This window comes from Herbiconiux gentiana, assembly GCF_024978135.1.
GTDB classification, from domain to species: domain Bacteria; phylum Actinomycetota; class Actinomycetes; order Actinomycetales; family Microbacteriaceae; genus Herbiconiux; species Herbiconiux gentiana.
The window spans coordinates 268,238-285,087 of record NZ_JANTEZ010000004.1 but is presented as its reverse complement, the minus strand read 5'-3'; the positions used below and the strand labels follow the sequence as shown (position 1 = coordinate 285,087).

11 protein-coding genes and 1 tRNA gene are annotated in these 16,850 nt (G+C 71.5%); 8 read left to right on the top strand and 4 right to left on the bottom strand.

The window, feature by feature from the left end; genetic code table 11:
- Positions 1 to 148 precede the first annotated feature (148 nt).
- Entirely contained in the window at positions 149 to 1,231 is a 1,083-nt protein-coding gene (locus NVV95_RS11770; RefSeq protein WP_259486733.1) for a phosphotransferase, read from the bottom strand.
- 62 nt (positions 1,232 to 1,293) lie between these two features.
- Here NVV95_RS11770 and nudC point away from each other — a divergent pair, with 62 nt between their 5' ends.
- Together nudC and NVV95_RS11760 are read left to right on the top strand one after the other, a co-directional pair.
- Positions 1,294 to 2,376 carry an NAD(+) diphosphatase gene (gene nudC, locus NVV95_RS11765; protein WP_259486732.1) on the top strand — a complete coding sequence of 361 codons (1,083 nt, stop codon included), beginning with the start codon at positions 1,294 to 1,296 and terminating at the stop codon, positions 2,374 to 2,376.
- The gene (locus NVV95_RS11760; RefSeq protein WP_259486731.1) at positions 2,373 to 4,112 is read left to right on the top strand and encodes an ATP-dependent helicase; all 1,740 of its coding nucleotides are present in this window, start codon (positions 2,373 to 2,375) and stop codon (positions 4,110 to 4,112) included. Before nudC ends, NVV95_RS11760 begins: the two co-directional genes overlap by 4 nt.
- An 866-nt stretch (positions 4,113 to 4,978) precedes the next feature.
- Here the strand turns inward: NVV95_RS11760 and NVV95_RS11755 are convergent.
- Positions 4,979 to 6,364, bottom strand: a complete 1,386-nt coding sequence (locus NVV95_RS11755) for a zinc-dependent metalloprotease (RefSeq protein ID WP_375163816.1) — start codon at positions 6,362 to 6,364, stop codon at positions 4,979 to 4,981.
- Positions 6,365 to 6,494: 130 nt separating this feature from the next.
- Between NVV95_RS11755 and NVV95_RS11750 the strand changes: the two genes are divergently transcribed.
- The 6 genes from NVV95_RS11750 to NVV95_RS11725 all read left to right on the top strand — a co-directional run bounded on the left by NVV95_RS11750 (position 6,495) and on the right by NVV95_RS11725 (position 15,440).
- Entirely contained in the window at positions 6,495 to 7,598 is a 1,104-nt protein-coding gene (locus NVV95_RS11750) for a YlbL family protein (protein ID WP_259486729.1), read from the top strand.
- Between the two features lie 112 nt (positions 7,599 to 7,710).
- On the top strand, positions 7,711 to 10,677 hold the full coding sequence (locus NVV95_RS11745) for a UPF0182 family membrane protein (protein ID WP_375163815.1): 2,967 nt from the start codon (positions 7,711 to 7,713) through the stop codon (positions 10,675 to 10,677).
- A 47-nt stretch (positions 10,678 to 10,724) separates the two neighbouring features.
- Positions 10,725 to 10,798, top strand: a tRNA-Met gene (locus NVV95_RS11740).
- A 228-nt stretch (positions 10,799 to 11,026) separates the two neighbouring features.
- Positions 11,027 to 12,295: a SufS family cysteine desulfurase gene (locus NVV95_RS11735; RefSeq protein ID WP_259486947.1), complete on the top strand. Its 1,269-nt coding sequence runs from the start codon at positions 11,027 to 11,029 to the stop codon at positions 12,293 to 12,295.
- Complete coding sequence (gene sufU / locus NVV95_RS11730; RefSeq protein ID WP_259486728.1) at positions 12,295 to 12,735, top strand: Fe-S cluster assembly sulfur transfer protein SufU; 441 nt, start codon at positions 12,295 to 12,297, stop codon at positions 12,733 to 12,735. Before NVV95_RS11735 ends, sufU begins: the two co-directional genes overlap by 1 nt.
- Before the next feature lie 83 nt (positions 12,736 to 12,818).
- Entirely contained in the window at positions 12,819 to 15,440 is a 2,622-nt protein-coding gene (locus tag NVV95_RS11725) for an MGH1-like glycoside hydrolase domain-containing protein (protein ID WP_259486727.1), read from the top strand.
- On the opposite strand, the gene NVV95_RS11720 is transcribed toward NVV95_RS11725, so the two are convergent.
- Positions 15,403 to 16,416 (bottom strand): DMT family transporter, encoded by a 1,014-nt coding sequence (locus NVV95_RS11720; protein WP_259486726.1) that lies wholly within the window; start codon positions 16,414 to 16,416, stop codon positions 15,403 to 15,405. The genes NVV95_RS11725 and NVV95_RS11720 overlap by 38 nt on opposite strands.
- Before the next feature lie 16 nt (positions 16,417 to 16,432).
- Entirely contained in the window at positions 16,433 to 16,747 is a 315-nt protein-coding gene (locus NVV95_RS11715; protein WP_259486725.1) for a hypothetical protein, read from the bottom strand.
- Positions 16,748 to 16,850 lie beyond the last annotated feature (103 nt).

Here is a 16,850-nt window from a genome sequence, read left to right as displayed (position 1 = left end):
GGAAGCCGACCCACCGCGCCCTGCGTGGCGGGGGTGGGCTGGTTGCACCGAGGAATTCGCCCCACCGGGCCCTGAGTGGCAGGCAAAAACCGCCCCACCGCGCCCTGAGTGGTGGGGGTAGGCCGGTCGCACCGAGGGCGGAGCGTGGTCAGTCCTCCGCGATGCGGTTCGCGTGCTCCGTTGCGAGGGGGCCGAGGCCCGAGCCGGGGCGCGCGGCGCCCGCGGCGACCCCGCCCGAGACGGGGGTGCGGTCGAGCAGCGCCTCGACGTCTTCCAGCCCCATGATCTGGCCGGTGTCGGTCGACAGCGGGTTGAGCAGGTCGTTCTGCACGGTGGCGTGCAGGCCCGCGAGCATGTTCTCCGCGTCGGCGATGATCGCCTCGTCGCGGCTGTCGACGCCGTGCAGCAGCCAGCGCGCGATCTCGAGCTCGGCGTACAGCCGCGCGCGCTTGCGCAGCTGGTGGTCGGCGGGCCTCGTGACGGCGCGGGCGTAGGCGGCGTAGACGCGGTCGGCGCTCTCGATGTGGGTCGCCGAGTTGAGCCAGAACAGGTCGAGCGCCGGGTCGCCGACGCGCAGGTTGTGCCAGTTCAGGATGCCCGTGACCTGGTCGGCCGCGATCAGGAACGACTCCGGCGCGAGCGCCCCGTGCACCACCGTCGGCTGGAACTGCCAGAGGGCGCTGTCCTCCAGGGCCAGCGACCAGCGAGTCAGCAGCTCCTTCGGCACCCGGCCCGACGCCGCGGCGCGGTCGGTGAGCTTGCGGGAGGTGGCGGCGATCTGGCCGGCCGAGTTCGAGGGCAGCCCCGCATCCGACACCACCGAGGTGGGCAGCGAGTGGATGCCCGCGATCGCCCGCCCGATCGAGTCGGACGCGCTGTCCTCGTCGCCGACGTCGGCCAGCGAGCCGGGGCGGCCGGGGATGTAGTCGTAGACCACCGCGCGGGTGTCGCCGACGGGGGTCTGGCCGACGAAGGCCGGCACATGGAAGAGCAGCCGCGAGCGCACACCCGGGGTCAGCGCGTTGAGGGCCACGAGGTCGCGCGACTGCTCCGAGCCGGCGTCGTCGTCGCGGGGCACCCGCACCACCAGCTCGTCGCCCGAGCGCAGCGTGACCACCGCGGAGTCGAAGCGGCCCACGGTGCTCGTCGACAGCGGGCGGGTCGCGACGATGTCCGCCCCGGCGACGGCCGAGGTCGCGAGCGCGGCTAGAGTGAAGTGGGATCTCGCCATGCCTTCCAGGGTACGGCGGGCAGGCTCCCGCACCGGCTTTCGCCACGCACGATTGGTCAACCATGTCCCGCGCTTTCCCGTCCTCGTTGCCCCTATCGCGGCATCGCATCGACCGGGACCACGACACCCGGTCCGACCCCGCCGCCCTCGACCGCCTCTGGTCGTCGGCGGACACCCGCGTGCTCGTGCTGAACCGCGGCCTCGCGCTCGCCTCGACCGGCTCGGCGCCCTCGGGCTGGGACGGCTTCGGCGACCGCCCGCCGAGCATCCGCACCGAACTCGCGCTGCTCCGCCCCGACGAGGTCGCCGGTGACGTCTCCGACGAAACCGCCGTGCGCCTGTACCTCGGCGTGCTGCTCGACGCCCACGACGATCCGACCGGGCCGCCGGTCTTCGCGATCTCGGTTCCGGATGCTCGCGCCGACGCCCTCGTCGCCGAACGCCCCGGCGCCTCCTGGGTCAACCTCCGCCTCGTGGCGACCGATCTCGACGACAGCGCGGCGGGCGTGTTCACCGAAGCGCTCGCGATGATGAACTGGCACGCCGTGAGCAGCCACTGCCCCCGCTGCGGCGCGACGACCACGGTCGAGAGCGGCGGCTGGGTCAGGCGCTGCACCGTCGAGGGTGTCGAGCTGTTCCCGCGCACCGACGCCGCCGTGATCGTCGGCATCGTCGACGCCGAGGAGCGGCTGCTGCTCGGGTCGAACGCCCTCTGGGAGAAGAACCGCTACTCGTTGCTCGCGGGCTTCGTGGAGCCGGGGGAGTCGCTCGAGGCGGCGGCGATCCGCGAGGTGGGTGAGGAGTCCGGCGTGGTGATCGCCGACCCGCAGTACGTCGGCTCGCAGCCGTGGCCGTTCCCCGCCTCGCTGATGGTGGGCTTCATGGCGCGGGTCGCCGAGGACGGCGCCTCCGGCGAGCGGCCCGACGGCGACGAGATCATCGACCTGCGCTGGTTCAGCCGTGAGGAGATCGTCGACCCCGACAACGGCTTCCTGCTGCCCGGGCCGTCGTCGATCGCGCGCGCGATCATCGAGCGCTGGTACGGCGGACCGCTCGTGCCGCGCACCACCCCGTCGGCCGTCGCGCTGCCGGCCGACGCGGCCGCCGACGACCGCCCGGTCGAACCGGGCCCGGGACAGGGATGATCGGCACCTCGTCGGAGGAGCTGCTGGAGGCGCTGGATCCGCAGCAGCGGGTCGCGGCTCGGGCGCTGCTCGGGCCGGTGTGCATTCTCGCCGGTGCCGGCACGGGCAAGACCCGCGCCATCACGCACCGCATCGCCTACGGCGTCGCGACCGGGGTGTACTCGCCGAGCCGGGTGATGGCGCTGACCTTCACGTCGCGCGCCGCGGCCGAGCTGCGCTCGCGGCTGCGTCCCCTCGGCGCCGGCGGTGTGGCGGCCCGCACCTTCCACGCGGCGGCGCTGTCGCAGCTGAACTACTTCTGGCCGCAGGTGATCGGCGGGGAGGCGCCCCGGATCGTCGAGAACAAGGCCCGCGCCATCGCGCACGCGGCGGAGACCCTGCGCCTGCGCGTCGACACCGCCACCCTGCGCGACGTGGCCGCCGAGATCGAGTGGCGGAAGGTGTCGAACCTCTCGCTCGCCGACTACGAGCTGAAGGCCCGCACCGTGCGGACGATGCCGTCGAACCTCTCGGTCGAGCAGATGATCGCGCTGCAGAAGCAGTACGAGGCTCTGAAGGACGAGCGCCGCCAGCTCGACTTCGAGGACGTGCTGCTGGCCACGGCGGGCATGATCGAGATCGAGCCGTCGGTCGCCATCCAGGTGCGGGAGCAGTACCGCTTCTTCGTGGTCGACGAGTACCAGGACGTCTCCCCGCTGCAGCACCATCTCCTCCAGCTCTGGCTCGGCGACCGCCGTGACCTCTGCGTGGTGGGCGACGCGAGTCAGACGATCTACTCGTTCGCGGGGGCGAGCGCGGAGTTCCTGCTCGACTTCCCGCGCCGGCACGACAGCGCCACGGTGGTGACGCTCGAGCAGAACTATCGGTCGACCCCGCCGATCGTGGCTTCGGCGAACCGCCTCATGCGCGGCCGCCCCGGCGCGCTCACCCTGCACTCCGCCGCGAGAGATATCGAAAGTGACGGGAAGCCGACTCCCGAACCGGAAGCGCCCGACCCCACCGTCACCGCCTACCGCCACGACCTCGACGAGGCCGCCGGCGTCGCCGCGGAGATCGCCCGCCTGATCGAGACCGGCACCGCCCCGCAGGACATCGCGGTGCTCTACCGCATCAATGCCCAGTCGGCCCCGCTCGAGCAGGCCCTCACGGCGGCCGGGGTCAGCTACCAGCTGCGCGGCGCCACCCGCTTCTTCGACCAGCCCGACGTGAAGCGGGCGGTGATGGAGCTGCGCGCCGCCTCGGTGTCGATCTCGGAGGAGCCGCTCTTCAAGTCGGTCAGCGACGTGCTGCGCTCCCGCGGCTGGACGCAGGTGCCGCCCGAGGGCGTCGGCGCCGTGCGCGACCGCTGGGAGTCGCTGAACGCCCTGATGGGCCTCGCCGAGAGCATGCCCGCCGGCACGACCTTCCGGCAGTTCACCGACGAGCTGAAGGAGCGCCAGTCGTCGCAGCACGAACCCACCGTGCGCGCCGTCACGCTCGCCACCTTGCACTCCGCCAAGGGCCTGGAGTGGCCCGCGGTGTTCATCGTCGGCGTCGCCGAGGGGCTGCTGCCGATCGCCTACGCCTCGGGACTCGAGGGCGTCGACGAGGAACGGCGGCTGCTCTACGTCGGCATCACCCGGGCCCGGGAACGGCTGCGGCTGTCGTGGGCGGCGGCCGGCATCCGCCGGGGGGCGCCGAGGGCGGCGTCGCGCTTCCTGGCAGAGACCGGCATGCGCAGCGTGGATGCGGACTGATCGTCTCGACTGTGGCGCCCTGAGGGCCGAGCAACGAGGTGGGCTGCACCCGGAGAGCCCGGCCCAGCCATGGACTAGGTGAGCCCCGCGCGGTGAGGGTGCGGTGCTCGAGCAGTGCCGAGACCGCCAGCCCGGCGGCGATCGACGCGCCCACCGCGTCGGCCGTCGGCGCCTGACGGCTCGCGAGCTGCGAGGCGAGCGCCGGCCAGCAGGGGTCGGCCTCGGCGCGGGCGAACTCGATGTAGGCGGCGCACGCCGAAATGCCGCCGACCACCAGCGGACCGATGCGCACCGAGCGGTCGCCGAACTCGACGAGCAGATGCGGCACGTCGTCGCGCAGCCACGCGGAGGCCCGCCGTGGTGCCGTGGCGTAGTGCGAGACCACCACCCCCAGTGCGGTCGGAGCCCCCGGGCCGGCAGCGACGGCCCCGCACCGCGCCAGCACCGCCTCGAGCGCCGGCACCGGAGCACCGTGCCCCAGCACCTGCACGGCCACCCCGTCGAGCGACCCGGCACCGGGGGGCGGCGACGGTCGTTCGAGCGCCGGGGTCACCGACGCCAGCAGCGCGTCGACCACCGGGGGTGCGAGGCCCTTCGACGCCGCCAGCGCGCCGAGTACCGGTCGCGACACGCCCTTCTGCAGCAACCCGAGCACGAAGTGCTGCCGCTCGTCGAGACCGCGCAGCCTCAGGAGCGGCTGCTCGACACCGAACTGGAGCTCGTCGGGGGTGCGCCAGACGAGCGGGTGGGAGGGGGAGAGACGCAGTGCCATGCGGGCATCCTGTCGCCCCCGAGCCCCGCCGAGGCGGTTATCAACAGCCCGGTCGACGAAGCCGCCCGGCAACCGGTGAGGTGGAGGAGAAGTCTTAGACCACCGGAGGCTGCTCGTCCCCGCGCGGCGAATCCCCGCGAGGCGAATCCCCCCGCGACTCCTCCTCGCGCAGCAGATCCGCCAGCGCCTGGTCCATCTCGTCGGGCTCCGGCTCCCCGGCCTGCAGTCGCGCGATCAGCGCCGCCGGGTCGTCGAGGTCGGCCGTGGTGGGCACCAGGTCGGGGTGCGACCAGAGGGCGTCGCGCTGCTCCTGGCCCACCGCATCCGTCACCTGCTGCCACATGGCCGCCGCCTCGCGGAGGCGACGGGGCCGCAGCTCGAGGCCGATCAGGGCGCCGAACGCCGACTCGGCGGGGCCACCGGAGGCTCGGCGGCGACGCACCGTCTCGGCCACCGAGTTCCAGCGCGGCAGGCGCACCGAGGCCTGGGCGGTGACCGTGTCGACCCAGCCCTCGATCAGGGCGAGGGTCGTCTCGAGACGCGCCAGCGCGTGCTGCTGCTGCTCGGTCTTCGGCGGGATGAGCGCTCCGCTCGCCATCGCCTGCTTGAGCTCCTCGGGGTTCGAGGGGTCGAAGCTGCCGGCGAGCTCCTCGAGGCGCTCGGTGTCGATCGAGATGCCCTTCGCGAACTCGGTGATCGAGGAGATGACGTGCAGCCGCAGCCAGCGCGCGTGCCGGAAGAGGCGGGCGTGGGCGAGCTCGCGGATGGCGAGGTAGAGCTGCACCTCCTCGTCGGGGATGTCGAGGCCCTCGCCGAACTCTGCGATGTTCTGCGGCACCAGTGCGGCCTGGCCCTCCTCGAGGAGCGGGATGCCCACGTCGCCGCCCGAGACGACCTCCTTCGAGAGCTGGCCGACGATCTGGCCGAGCTGCATCGCGAACAGCGTGCCGCCGAGGTTGCGCATCAGCTGGCTGGCGCCCGCGATCATGCCCGCCATCTCTTCGGGCGCCTGGTTCTGCAGCACATCGGTGAGGGCGTCGGCGATCGACTCGGCGACGGGCTCGGCCAGCTCCGTCCAGACCGGAACGGTCGTGGTCGCCCACTCCTGGCGGGTCATCAGGCGGGGGGCGACCGCGGAGTCGGACAGGCCCGTGACCTCGTCGAGCCAGAGGGTGGCGATGTGCAGCGCCTGGTCGAGCTGCGTCTTCGTCTGGTCGGTGACGGCGAGGCTGCCCGCGGCGGAGATCTCCTGCGCCTGCTTGGTCGCGACGCTCCAGTCGACCCCGTCGCCCGACGCCTGCATGGCGTTCTGCAGCTGCGCCATGAGCTGCGACACGGCGGCCGGGTCGGACGGCAGACCGGCCGCGCTGGCCAGCTTCGACGGGTCGATGTCGGAGTTGCCCGAGAGGAACTGCCGAAGCATGTCGCGGAACTCGTCTTCCGGCTGGTCGCGGTTCTCGTCGCTCACGGTGTCCTCCATGCGGGCTGTCAGATAGTGCTCCTACGCTAACCGGTGGCCCACCGCCCAGGCTGGGTTTTCCCATAAGCTTGAGCGCTGCTGCGTGCGCCCGTGGCGAACAGCCACCGAGTGCCGACAGCGAGAGGATGCCGTGAGTCTGTTCGAACCCGACGACGCGCGGCCGCGCCCGTCGCGCCGCGTGCGCACCGGCTGGACCGTGCTGCTGATCGCCCTCGTGCTGGGCCTCGTGATGAGCTTCCTCCCGGCCCCGTACGTGATCGAGCAGCCGGGCCCCGTCTTCGACACGCTCGGCAGCCAGGAACAGGACGGCGAGGACGTGCCGCTGATCTCCATCGAGGGCGCCGACACCTACCCCACGGCCGGAACGCTCGACATGCTCACCGTCTCGGTGCGCGGCACCCCCGAGCAGCGGCCGTCCTGGGCCGAGATCATCTCGGCCTGGTTCGACAGCTCGCGGGCCGTGCTCCCGATCGAGGCCGTCTACCCGCCCACCGTCACCACCGAGCAGCGCGACGAGCAGAACGCGGCCCAGATGGTCGACAGCCAGAAGGAGGCCGTCGCGGCCGCCCTGTCGAACCTCGACATCTCCTACACTACCGAGGTCACGGTGGCCGGCCTCGACCCCGACGGCCCCGCCGCCGGGCAGCTCGACGCGGGCGACGCGATCGTGGCGGTCAACGGCGAGGCGGTCTCCGACGTCGACGCGCTGCGGGCCGCGCTCGCCGCGAACGGCACCTCGACGCCCGCGCAGCTCACCGTGAAGCCCTCCGACGGCGGCGCCGAGAAGACCGTCGCCATCACCCCCGTCATCTCCGAGCAGACGGATGCCCCGGCCCTCGGCATCAGCGCCGGCTACGACTTCGAGTTCCCCTTCACCGTCGACATCCAGCTGAACGACGTCGGCGGTCCTAGTGCGGGCATGATGTTCGCGCTCGGCATCATCGACAAGCTCACCCCCGGGGAGCTGAACGGCGGCAAGGACGTCGCCGGCACCGGCACGATCGACCAGGCCGGCGAGGTCGGGGCGATCGGCGGCATCCGCCAGAAGATGGTGGGGGCGAAGGATGCGGGCGCCCGGTACTTCCTGGCCCCCTCCTCGAACTGCGACGAGGTGGTCGGGCACGTACCCGACGGTCTGCAGGTGTTCGCGGTCACGACCCTCGACGACTCGCTCGCCGCACTGAAGGCCATCTCGACCGGCGGCGACACCTCTGCCCTGCCGACCTGCAGCTGACCCGCGCCCGCGCGCCCGGGGCGCCGTCGCATCGGGCATACCCTCAGCCAGCCCTGCCTAGGATTCCATTGTCTAGAATCGATGGACACCGCACAGCGAGCCAGAGGCATACGTGACTTCCCAAACAGCAGAGAAGCCCGCACGACGTTCGAGAGTCACTCTCGCGATCGCCATAGCGATCGTGGTCGTGCTCGCCATACTCTTCTTCGTCTTCTCCACCCTCTACACCGAGATCCTCTGGTACGACCAGCTGGGCTACCTGAGCGTGCTCACGACGCAGTGGCTCGCCGGCGGTGTGATGTTCCTGGTGGGCTTCGTGGCCATGGCCGTGCCGGTGTGGGCCTCGATCGAGATCGCCTTCCGCTGGCGCCCCGTCTACGCCAAGCTCAACTCCCAGCTCGACCGCTACCAGCAGGTCATCGAGCCGCTGCGCCGCCTCGCCACCTTCGGCGTGCCGGCCGTGCTCGGCCTCTTCGCCGGCGTCGCCACCGCGTCGCGCTGGCAGCTGACACTGCAGTACCTGAACCGCACGGCGTTCGGTCAGACCGACCCGCAGTTCGGCCTCGACATCTCCTTCTACATCTACGACCTCCCGTTCTGGCGCGGGGCCGTGGGCTTCGCCTCGGCCGTCGTCATCGTCGCCGGCCTCGCCGCCATCGCGACGAGCTACCTCTACGGGGCCATCCGCTTCTCGCAGCGGGAGGTGCGCATCTCGAAGATCGCGCGCATCCAGATGGCCGTCACCGCCACCGTCTACCTGCTGCTGCAGGCCGTCAGCATCTGGCTCGACCAGTTCGCGACCCTCGCCGACAGCTCGGGGCTGATCACCGGCGCGTCGTACGCCGACGTCAACGCGACCATCCCGGGTCTGCAGATCCTCGCCGGCATCGCCGTGCTCGTCGCCGTGCTGTTCATCGTGGCCGCGGTGATCGGCCGCTGGCGCCTGCCGATCATCGGCACCGCGCTGCTCATCGTGAGCGCCCTCATCCTCGGCTCGCTCGCACCGTGGGTGGTGCAGCGCTTCCAGGTCGACCCGAGCGAGCGAACGCTGGAGCAGGAGTTCATCCAGCGCAACATCGACATGACGCGAGACGCCTACGGGGTCGCCGACGTCGAGGAGACGCCCTACGAGGCGACCACCACCGCCGAGCCGGGGGCGCTCCGCAACGACGCGGCGACGACCGCGAACATCCGCATCCTCGACCCCGCCCTCGTCACCAAGTCGTTCCAGCAGCTGCAGCAGTTCCGGCAGTACTACCAGTTCCCCGACCACCTCGACGTCGACCGCTACGACATCGACGGCGAGGTCCAGGATGCGGTGGTCACCGTGCGCGACATCGACATCGACGCCCTGGGTTCCTCGGCCACCTGGTACAACCAGACGGTCGTCTACACCCACGGCTACGGCGTGGTGGCGGCCTACGGCAACCAGCGCTCCGGAGACGGCCAGCCGGTGTTCATCGAGTCGGGCATCCCCTCGGTGGGCCAGCTCGGCGACTTCGAGCCGCGCATCTACTTCGGCGAGAACTCGCCCGCCTACTCGATCGTCGGCGGGCCGGAGGGCTCCGACCAGATCGAGCTCGACTACCCGTCGGGCGAAGACGGCGCCTCGCAGACGTACACGACCTTCGAGGGCGACGGCGGGCCGAAGCTCGACAACATCTTCAAGCGCCTGGTCTACGCGCTGAAGTTCCAGTCCGAGCAGATCTTCCTTTCCGACGCCGTGAACGACGACTCGCAGATCCTCTACGACCGCGACCCGGCCGAGCGAGTCTCGAAGGTGGCGCCGTACCTCACGATCGACTCCGACCCCTACCCGTCGGTCGTCGACGGCAAGGTCGTCTGGGTGGTCGACGGCTACACGACGTCGGCGAACTACCCGTACTCGCGGGTGCAGTCGCTCAGCTCGTCGATCGCCGACACCTACACGCCGACGCCCGCCTACCCGGTCGACGACATCAACTACATCCGCAACTCGGTGAAGGCCACGGTCGACGCCTATGACGGCTCGGTCACGCTCTACGCGTGGGACGAGAACGACCCGCTGCTGCAGACCTGGCAGAAGATCTACCCGTCGACGGTGAAGCCGATCAGCGAGATGAGCGGCGAGCTGATGAGCCACGTGCGCTACCCGGCCGACCTGTTCAAGGTGCAGCGCTCCATCCTCGGGCAGTACCACGTGACGGATGCGGGTTCCTTCTACTCGCAGGAGGACGCCTGGACCACGCCGAACGATCCGACCTCGTCCTCGACCAGCCCCACGCTGCAGCCGCCGTACTACCTGACGCTGCAGATGCCGACGCAGGACGATCCGTCGTACTCGCTCTACTCGACGTTCATCCCGGCGACCCAGCAGTCGGCCGAGAGCTCCCGGAACGTGCTCACCGGCTATCTCGCGGTCGACGCGAACGCCGGCAGCACCGACGGGCAGAAGTCGGGCGACTACGGCAAGCTCAGGCTCCTGACGCTGCCGAAGGACGACACGATCCCCGGCCCGGGTCAGGTGCAGAACAGCTTCTCCTCCGATCCGGCGGTGAGCTCGGCGCTGAACCTGCTGCGCCAGGGCGAGAGCCAGGTGATCAGCGGAAACCTGCTGACGCTGCCGGTGGGTGGCGGTCTGCTCTACGTGCAGCCGGTCTACGTGCAGTCGCGCGGTGAGACGAGCTTCCCGCTGCTGCAGAAGGTGCTGGTCTCGTTCGGCAACAAGATCGCCTTCGAGAACACCCTCGACGGAGCGCTCGACTCGCTGTTCGGCGGCGATTCGGGGGCGAACGCGGGTGACGAGAACGTGATCCCCACCGACGACACGGGTGGCGGCGGCACGTCCACCATCCCGACCGACGGCACCGACCCCGGCACGGGCACCACCGACCCCGGCACGGGCACCACCGACCCGAGCACGGCGACCCCGGCACCGACCCTCACCGGCGACGCCGCCCTCACCCAGGCCCTCGCCGACGCGCAGCAGGCCCTGGCCGACCGCGACGCCGCCCTCAAGGCTGCCGACTGGACCGCCTACGGCGAGGCCGACGCCCGTCTGAAGGAGGCGGTGGACCGCGCCATCGCTGCATCCCAGTAGCCGTGGCGAACACCACTCCGATCGTGTGCTAGAGTTTCTTCTTGTGCCGCGGGGTGGAGCAGTTCGGTAGCTCGCTGGGCTCATAACCCAGAGGTCGCAGGTTCAAATCCTGTCCCCGCAACAAGACGAAGAGGCCCGGTCATCCGACCGGGCCTCTTCTGCGTAGTGGCTGGGCGTCGAGCGGCGATGGAATGAAGCACCCGGCGACGCGCTTGCACCCTGTGAACGACAGACGGATCCCGAGCACCCCGAGGCACCTGTGACGATCGACGTGAGCACCCCGACCACCGACAGCACTGCGACCACCGACAGCACCGACGCGGCTGCGACCAGCGCGACCACCCCCGGCCTGAGCGACGCGGAGGTCGACCTGCTGCGCGCCGACTTCCCCATCCTGGGCCGCTCCGTGAACGGGCATCCGCTGGTCTACCTCGACTCGGGTGCCACCTCGCAGAAGCCCCGCTCGGTGATCGACGCCGAGCGCCGCTACTACGAGGAGTCGAACGCCGCCGTGCACCGGGGGGCCCACACCCTCGCAGGCGAGGCCACCGAGCTGTTCGAGGAGGCGCGGGCGACCGTCGCGCGCTTCGTGAACGTCGCCGACGACGAGATCGTCTGGACGTCGAACGCCACCGAGGGCATCAACCTCATCGCCTACGGCATCTCGAACGCATCGCTCGGGCGCGGGGGAGCCGAGGCGGCCCGCTTCCGCATCGGCCCGGGTGACGAGATCGTCACCACCGAGCTGGAGCACCACGCGAACCTCGTGCCCTGGCAGGAGCTCGCCTTCCGCACCGGAGCGACCCTGAAGGTCATCGGCGTCGACGACGACGGCGCGCTGCGACTCGACGAGGCCGCCGCCCTGATCGGCCCGCAGACGAAGCTCGTGGCCTTCAGCCACGTCTCGAACGTGCTGGGTGGGGTGAACCCGGTCGCCGAGCTCGTGGCCCTCGCCAAACAGGCCGGCGCTCTGACCGTGCTCGACGCCTGCCAGTCGGCGCCGCACCTGCCGCTCGACCTCGCGGCCCTCGACGTCGACTTCGCCGTGTTCTCCGGGCACAAGATGCTCGCTCCGACGGGAGTGGGCGTGCTCTACGGCCGCTCCGAGCTGCTGAACGCGCTGCCGCCGTTCCTCACGGGCGGGTCGATGATCACCACGGTCGGCCTCACCGAGTCGTCGTTCCTGCCGGCTCCGATGCGCTTCGAGGCGGGCACGCAGCGCGTCTCGCAGGTCATCGCGCTCGCGCGGGCCGTCGAGTACCTGCGCGGGGTGGGGATGCACCGCATCGCCGCCCACGAGGCCGAGCTCGGCCGCCGTCTCGCCGAGGGGCTCCGCGCCGTTCCCGGCGTGCGGGTGCTGGGGCCGGGCGCCGGCGCCGAACGGGTGGGGCTCGCGAGCTTCGTGGTCGAGGGCATCCACTCGCACGACGTCGGGCAGTTCCTCGACGACCGGGGCATCGCCGTGCGGGTGGGGCACCACTGCGCACAGCCGATCCACCGGCGCTTCGGCGTCACCGCCACCACCCGGGCGAGCAGCTACCTCTACACCACCACCGGCGACGTCGACGCGGCGGTCGCGGCCGTCGCCGACTCGCGCGACTTCTTCCGGGTCGCCTGATGGCGTCGCGCGAGCTCGAGGGGCTCTACCAGCAGGTCATCCTCGACCACTCCAAAGAGAAGCACGGCTATGGCCTCCGCGAGGGCGCCTCGGGCTCCTCGCACCAGATCAACCCGACCTGCGGCGACGAGGTGACGCTCAACGTGCACCGCGGTGCCGACGGCGCGGTCGACTCGCTCAGCTGGGAGGGGCAGGGCTGCTCCATCTCCACCGCCTCGGCCTCGCTGCTGAGCGACCTCGTGCACGAGCTGCCGGCCGACGAGCTCACCCGGCGCATCGACGCCTTCCGGGAGCTGATGCAGTCCAAGGGCGCCGTCGAGGGCGACGAGGAGCTGCTCGGCGACGCCGTCGCCCTCGGCGGGGTCTCGCGCTACGTGACTCGCATCAAGTGCGCGATGCTGCCGTGGGTGGCGCTCGAGCACGCGCTCGTGCAGGGCTGAGCGACAGCGACCGCGACGGCCCCTGCAACCGCGCCCGGGCAGGGCTGAGCGAGCGGATGCCCGGGCGACCCTAGGATCGCAGCATGACCGTCGAGCCCGCCGAACGCCGCCGCCTCGCCGAGGCCGACACCGCGGGCTGGCGCGACTGGGGCCCCTACCTCGCCGAGCGCGCCTGGGGCACCGTACGCGAGGACTACAGCGCCGACGGCGACGCCTGGCGCTCCTTCCCGCACGACCACGCCCGCTCCCGCGTGTACCGCTGGAACGAGGACGGCATGGCCGGCTTCTCCGACGCCCAGCAGAGCTGGTGCCTCGCCCTGGCGCTCTGGAACGGCACCGACCCGATCCTGAAGGAGCGGATGTTCGGCCTCTCCGGCCCCGAAGGCAACCACGGCGAGGACGCCAAGGAGTACTGGTGGTACCTCGACGGCACCCCCACGCACTCCTTCCAGCGCTGGCGCTACCACTACCCCCAGCGGGCCTTCCCCTACGGGGAGCTGGTCGAGCGGAACGCCGCCCGCTCGAAGGACGAGGACGAGTTCGAGCTCGCCGACACCGGGGTCTTCGACGACGACCGCTTCTGGGTGGTCACGGTCGACTACGCCAAGGCCGGCGCGCACGATCTCGTGCTGAGCGTGACGGTCGAGAACGCGGGGCCCGAGGAGTCGCGCATCGACCTGCTGCCGACCCTGTGGTTCCGCAACACCTGGGGGTGGGAGGCCGAGCGGCCCGCCGAGCTGCCCGTGCTGAGGGCGACGGGGCCGGGGGAGATCCGCGGCGAGCGGCCCGGGCATCCGCCCCTCACCCTGCGCATCGACGACGACCGGGCCGAGGCGCTGTTCTGCGACAACGAGACCGACGCCGAGCTGCTCTTCGGCGAACCGGGCCGCTCGGCCTACCCGAAGAACGGCATCGGCGAGCACGTCGTCTCCGGCCGCGCCACGGTGAACCCCGCCGGTGTGGGCACGAAGAGCGCCTTCCGGGTGACCCTCGACGTGCCGGCCGGCGGGTCGCGCACCGTGCGGCTGCGGCTCACCGAGGGGGCGGATGCTCCCGCCGTCGGCGTGGGCGACGCCGACGCCGTGCTCGCCGCCCGGCGCGCTGAGGCCGACGAGTTCTACGAGGGCGTCCTCCCGGCCGGCGCGAGCACCCAGGAGGCGGCCATCGCCCGGCAGGCCTTCGCGGGGCTGACCTGGTCGAAGCAGTTCTACCACTTCGACGTGCGCCGCTGGCTGAGCGGCGACCCGAGTTCGCCGCCGCCCCCGGCGGAGCGGTCGCGCATCCGGAACGCCGACTGGCGGCACCTCTCGAGCCGTGACGTGCTGCTCATGCCCGACCCCTGGGAGTACCCGTGGTTCGCCGCCTGGGACCTGGCCTTCCATTGCGTGACGTACGCCCATCTCGACCCCGAGTTCGCCAAGGCGCAGCTCGTGCTGCTCGTGCGCGAGTGGTACATGCACCCGAACGGCCAGCTGCCCGCCTACGAATGGGACTTCGGCGACGTGAACCCGCCCATCCAGGCCTGGGCCGCGCTGCGAGTGTTCGAGATCGACGGGCACCGCGACCACCGCTTCCTCGGGCGGGTGTTCCACAAGCTGCTGATGAACTTCACCTGGTGGACGAACAACAAGGACCACGGCGACAACAACCTGTTCGAGGGCGGTTTCCTCGGGCTCGACAACATCGCGCCGCTCGACCGCTCCACGCTGCCGCCCGAGGTCGGCACCCTCGAGCAGGCCGACGCGACCGCCTGGATGGCCACCTACGCGCTGCAGCTGCTCGACATGGCGCTGCTGCTCACCGCCCACGACCCCGCCTACGAGGACGTGGCGACGAAGTTCTTCGAGCACTTCCTGGTGATCGCCGCGTCGGCGAACGACGCCGGGCTGTGGAGCGAGCAGGACGCCTTCTACTACGACCTCCTGCACCTGGCCGACGGGCGGGACGTGCCCCTCGCGGTGCGCTCGCTGGTCGGACTGGTTCCCGTGACGGCGGCGCTGGTGTTCGAGCGGCACCGCATGGGCGACCTCGACGAGTTCGTCGAACGGGGTGTCGCCTTCCTCACCCGGAACCCGGGCTTCACGCCGTTCGTGCACGTGCGCGAGCACACCGACGGGGTGCGGAGCCTGCTCGCCCTGGTCTCGCCCGAACGGCTCGAGCGCATCCTGGGCGGTGTGCTCGACGACGAGCGGATGCTCTCACCGCACGGCATCCGGAGCATCTCCGCCGAGCACCGCACGCACCCCTTCGCGGTCGAGGTGGCCGGGGCCCAGGCGGTCGTGGACTACGAGCCGGGGGAGTCCACGTCGGGACTGTTCGGCGGCAACTCGAACTGGCGCGGGCCGGTGTGGTTCCCGTTGAACGTGCTGATCATCGAGTCGCTGCGGAGCTACGACACCAGTCTCGGTGAACCGCACCTCGTGGAGTACCCGGCCGGGTCGGGGGAGCACGCCACCTTCGGCGAGATCGCCGACGACCTCTCGCGCCGGCTCGTCTCGCTGTTCGAGGCCGCCGACGGGCATCCGCGCCCCTCGGACGCGCGCTACCCCCTGCTCTCGCAGCCGCGCTGGCGCGACAACATCGCGTTCTACGAGTACTTCCACGGCGACACGGGCCAGGGGCTCGGCGCCTCGCACCAGACCGGCTGGACGGCGCTCGTGGCACACCTCATCGTGACGCGGCGGCGGCCCCGGCCGTCGGCCTGACGGCGCGGCCGGCCGGCAGCGTCAGCAGCAGGATGCCCGCGGCGAGCACCGCCAGCCCGACGGCCGCCACGGGGGCGAGCACCTCGCCGAGCAGCAGGGTGCCGAGCAGCGCCGCGGTGAGCGGCTCGGCGAGGGTCAGCGTCGCCACCGTCGCGGCGGGCAGGCGCGCGAGCCCCCAGCCGAAGAGCACGTAGGCCACGGCGGTGGTGACGACCCCGAGCCAGAGTGCCGCCGCGAGCCCGGCGGGCGTGAGCAGCCAGCTCCAGTCCGTTGCGAGCAGCAGCGGCAGGCTGGCGGCCGCGGCCACGCCGAACACGGCGCCCATCGTGCCGCTCGCCGTCATGCCGCGGTCGAGCAGCGCCTTGCTCGCGAGGGTGTAGACGGCGTACGAGACACCGGCGCCGAGCGAGGCGGCGAGGCCGGGCAGTGAGATGACGGATGCTCCGCCCTCCGCCCCGGGTGCTCCGCCCTGCGCTCCGGGCGCCAGGACGCCGCTGATCAGCACCACCCCGGCCAGCGCGACGAGGGTGGCGAGGCCCCAGCGCAGGCCGGGGGCGCGGCGGGTGAGCGGCCAGGCGAGCAGTCCGGTGACGACGGGGGCCGAGCCGAGGGCCACCACGGTGCCGACGGCGACCCCGTTGCCGCTCGTGCCGGCGAAGAAGGCGGGCTGGTAGGCCAGGACGCCGGCGGCGCCGATGAGCACGAGGGCCCAGCGGGGGAGGGCGTGCCGCGGGGTGGGGTGCCGGGGGGTGGGGTGCTGCGGGGTGGGGTGCTGGGCGACGGTCGTCTGCCGGGCAGCTCGGGTGCTGCCGCGCATCCGGGAGCCTGCGGCGATCAGTGCCAGCAGGGCGCCCCCGACGAGGATGCGTGCCGCACCGATCGAGAGCGGATCGGCACCCGTGGGGGCGAACGCCTGGGCCGTGCCGGTGGTGCCGAAGCAGACGGCGGCCAGCAGGACGGCCAGGGCGGGGAGCATGCCCCAGTTTGGCACGTCAGTCGACGGCCGAGATGCCGATCAGCACGACGAACACGAGGGCCAGCACGGCGATGATGCCGAAGAACACGGCCAGCACGATCAGTCGCCGTCGGAGGTCGCGCATGAGCAGCCGCGCCTCGACCATGACGAGGTACGACAGCACGATCAGCACGACCCCCAGCAGCGCGACCCCGCTCGAGTCGACCTGCTGCAGGGCGAGCAGCAGCACCACCGAGATGGCCGCCATGATGCCACCGACCACGAGCCAGACGGTGCCGGTCGAGGTCGTGAGGGAGGGCTGATTGCCCATCTTCGTCGGATCGTCGCTCATGGCCGGCTTCCTCTGGATGTTTCCATCAGGTTACCCCTTGCTCGATGCCCCCTCCACGGGGGTAGCCTTCCGGAAACACTTCACGCCACTCAAGGGGAGAACC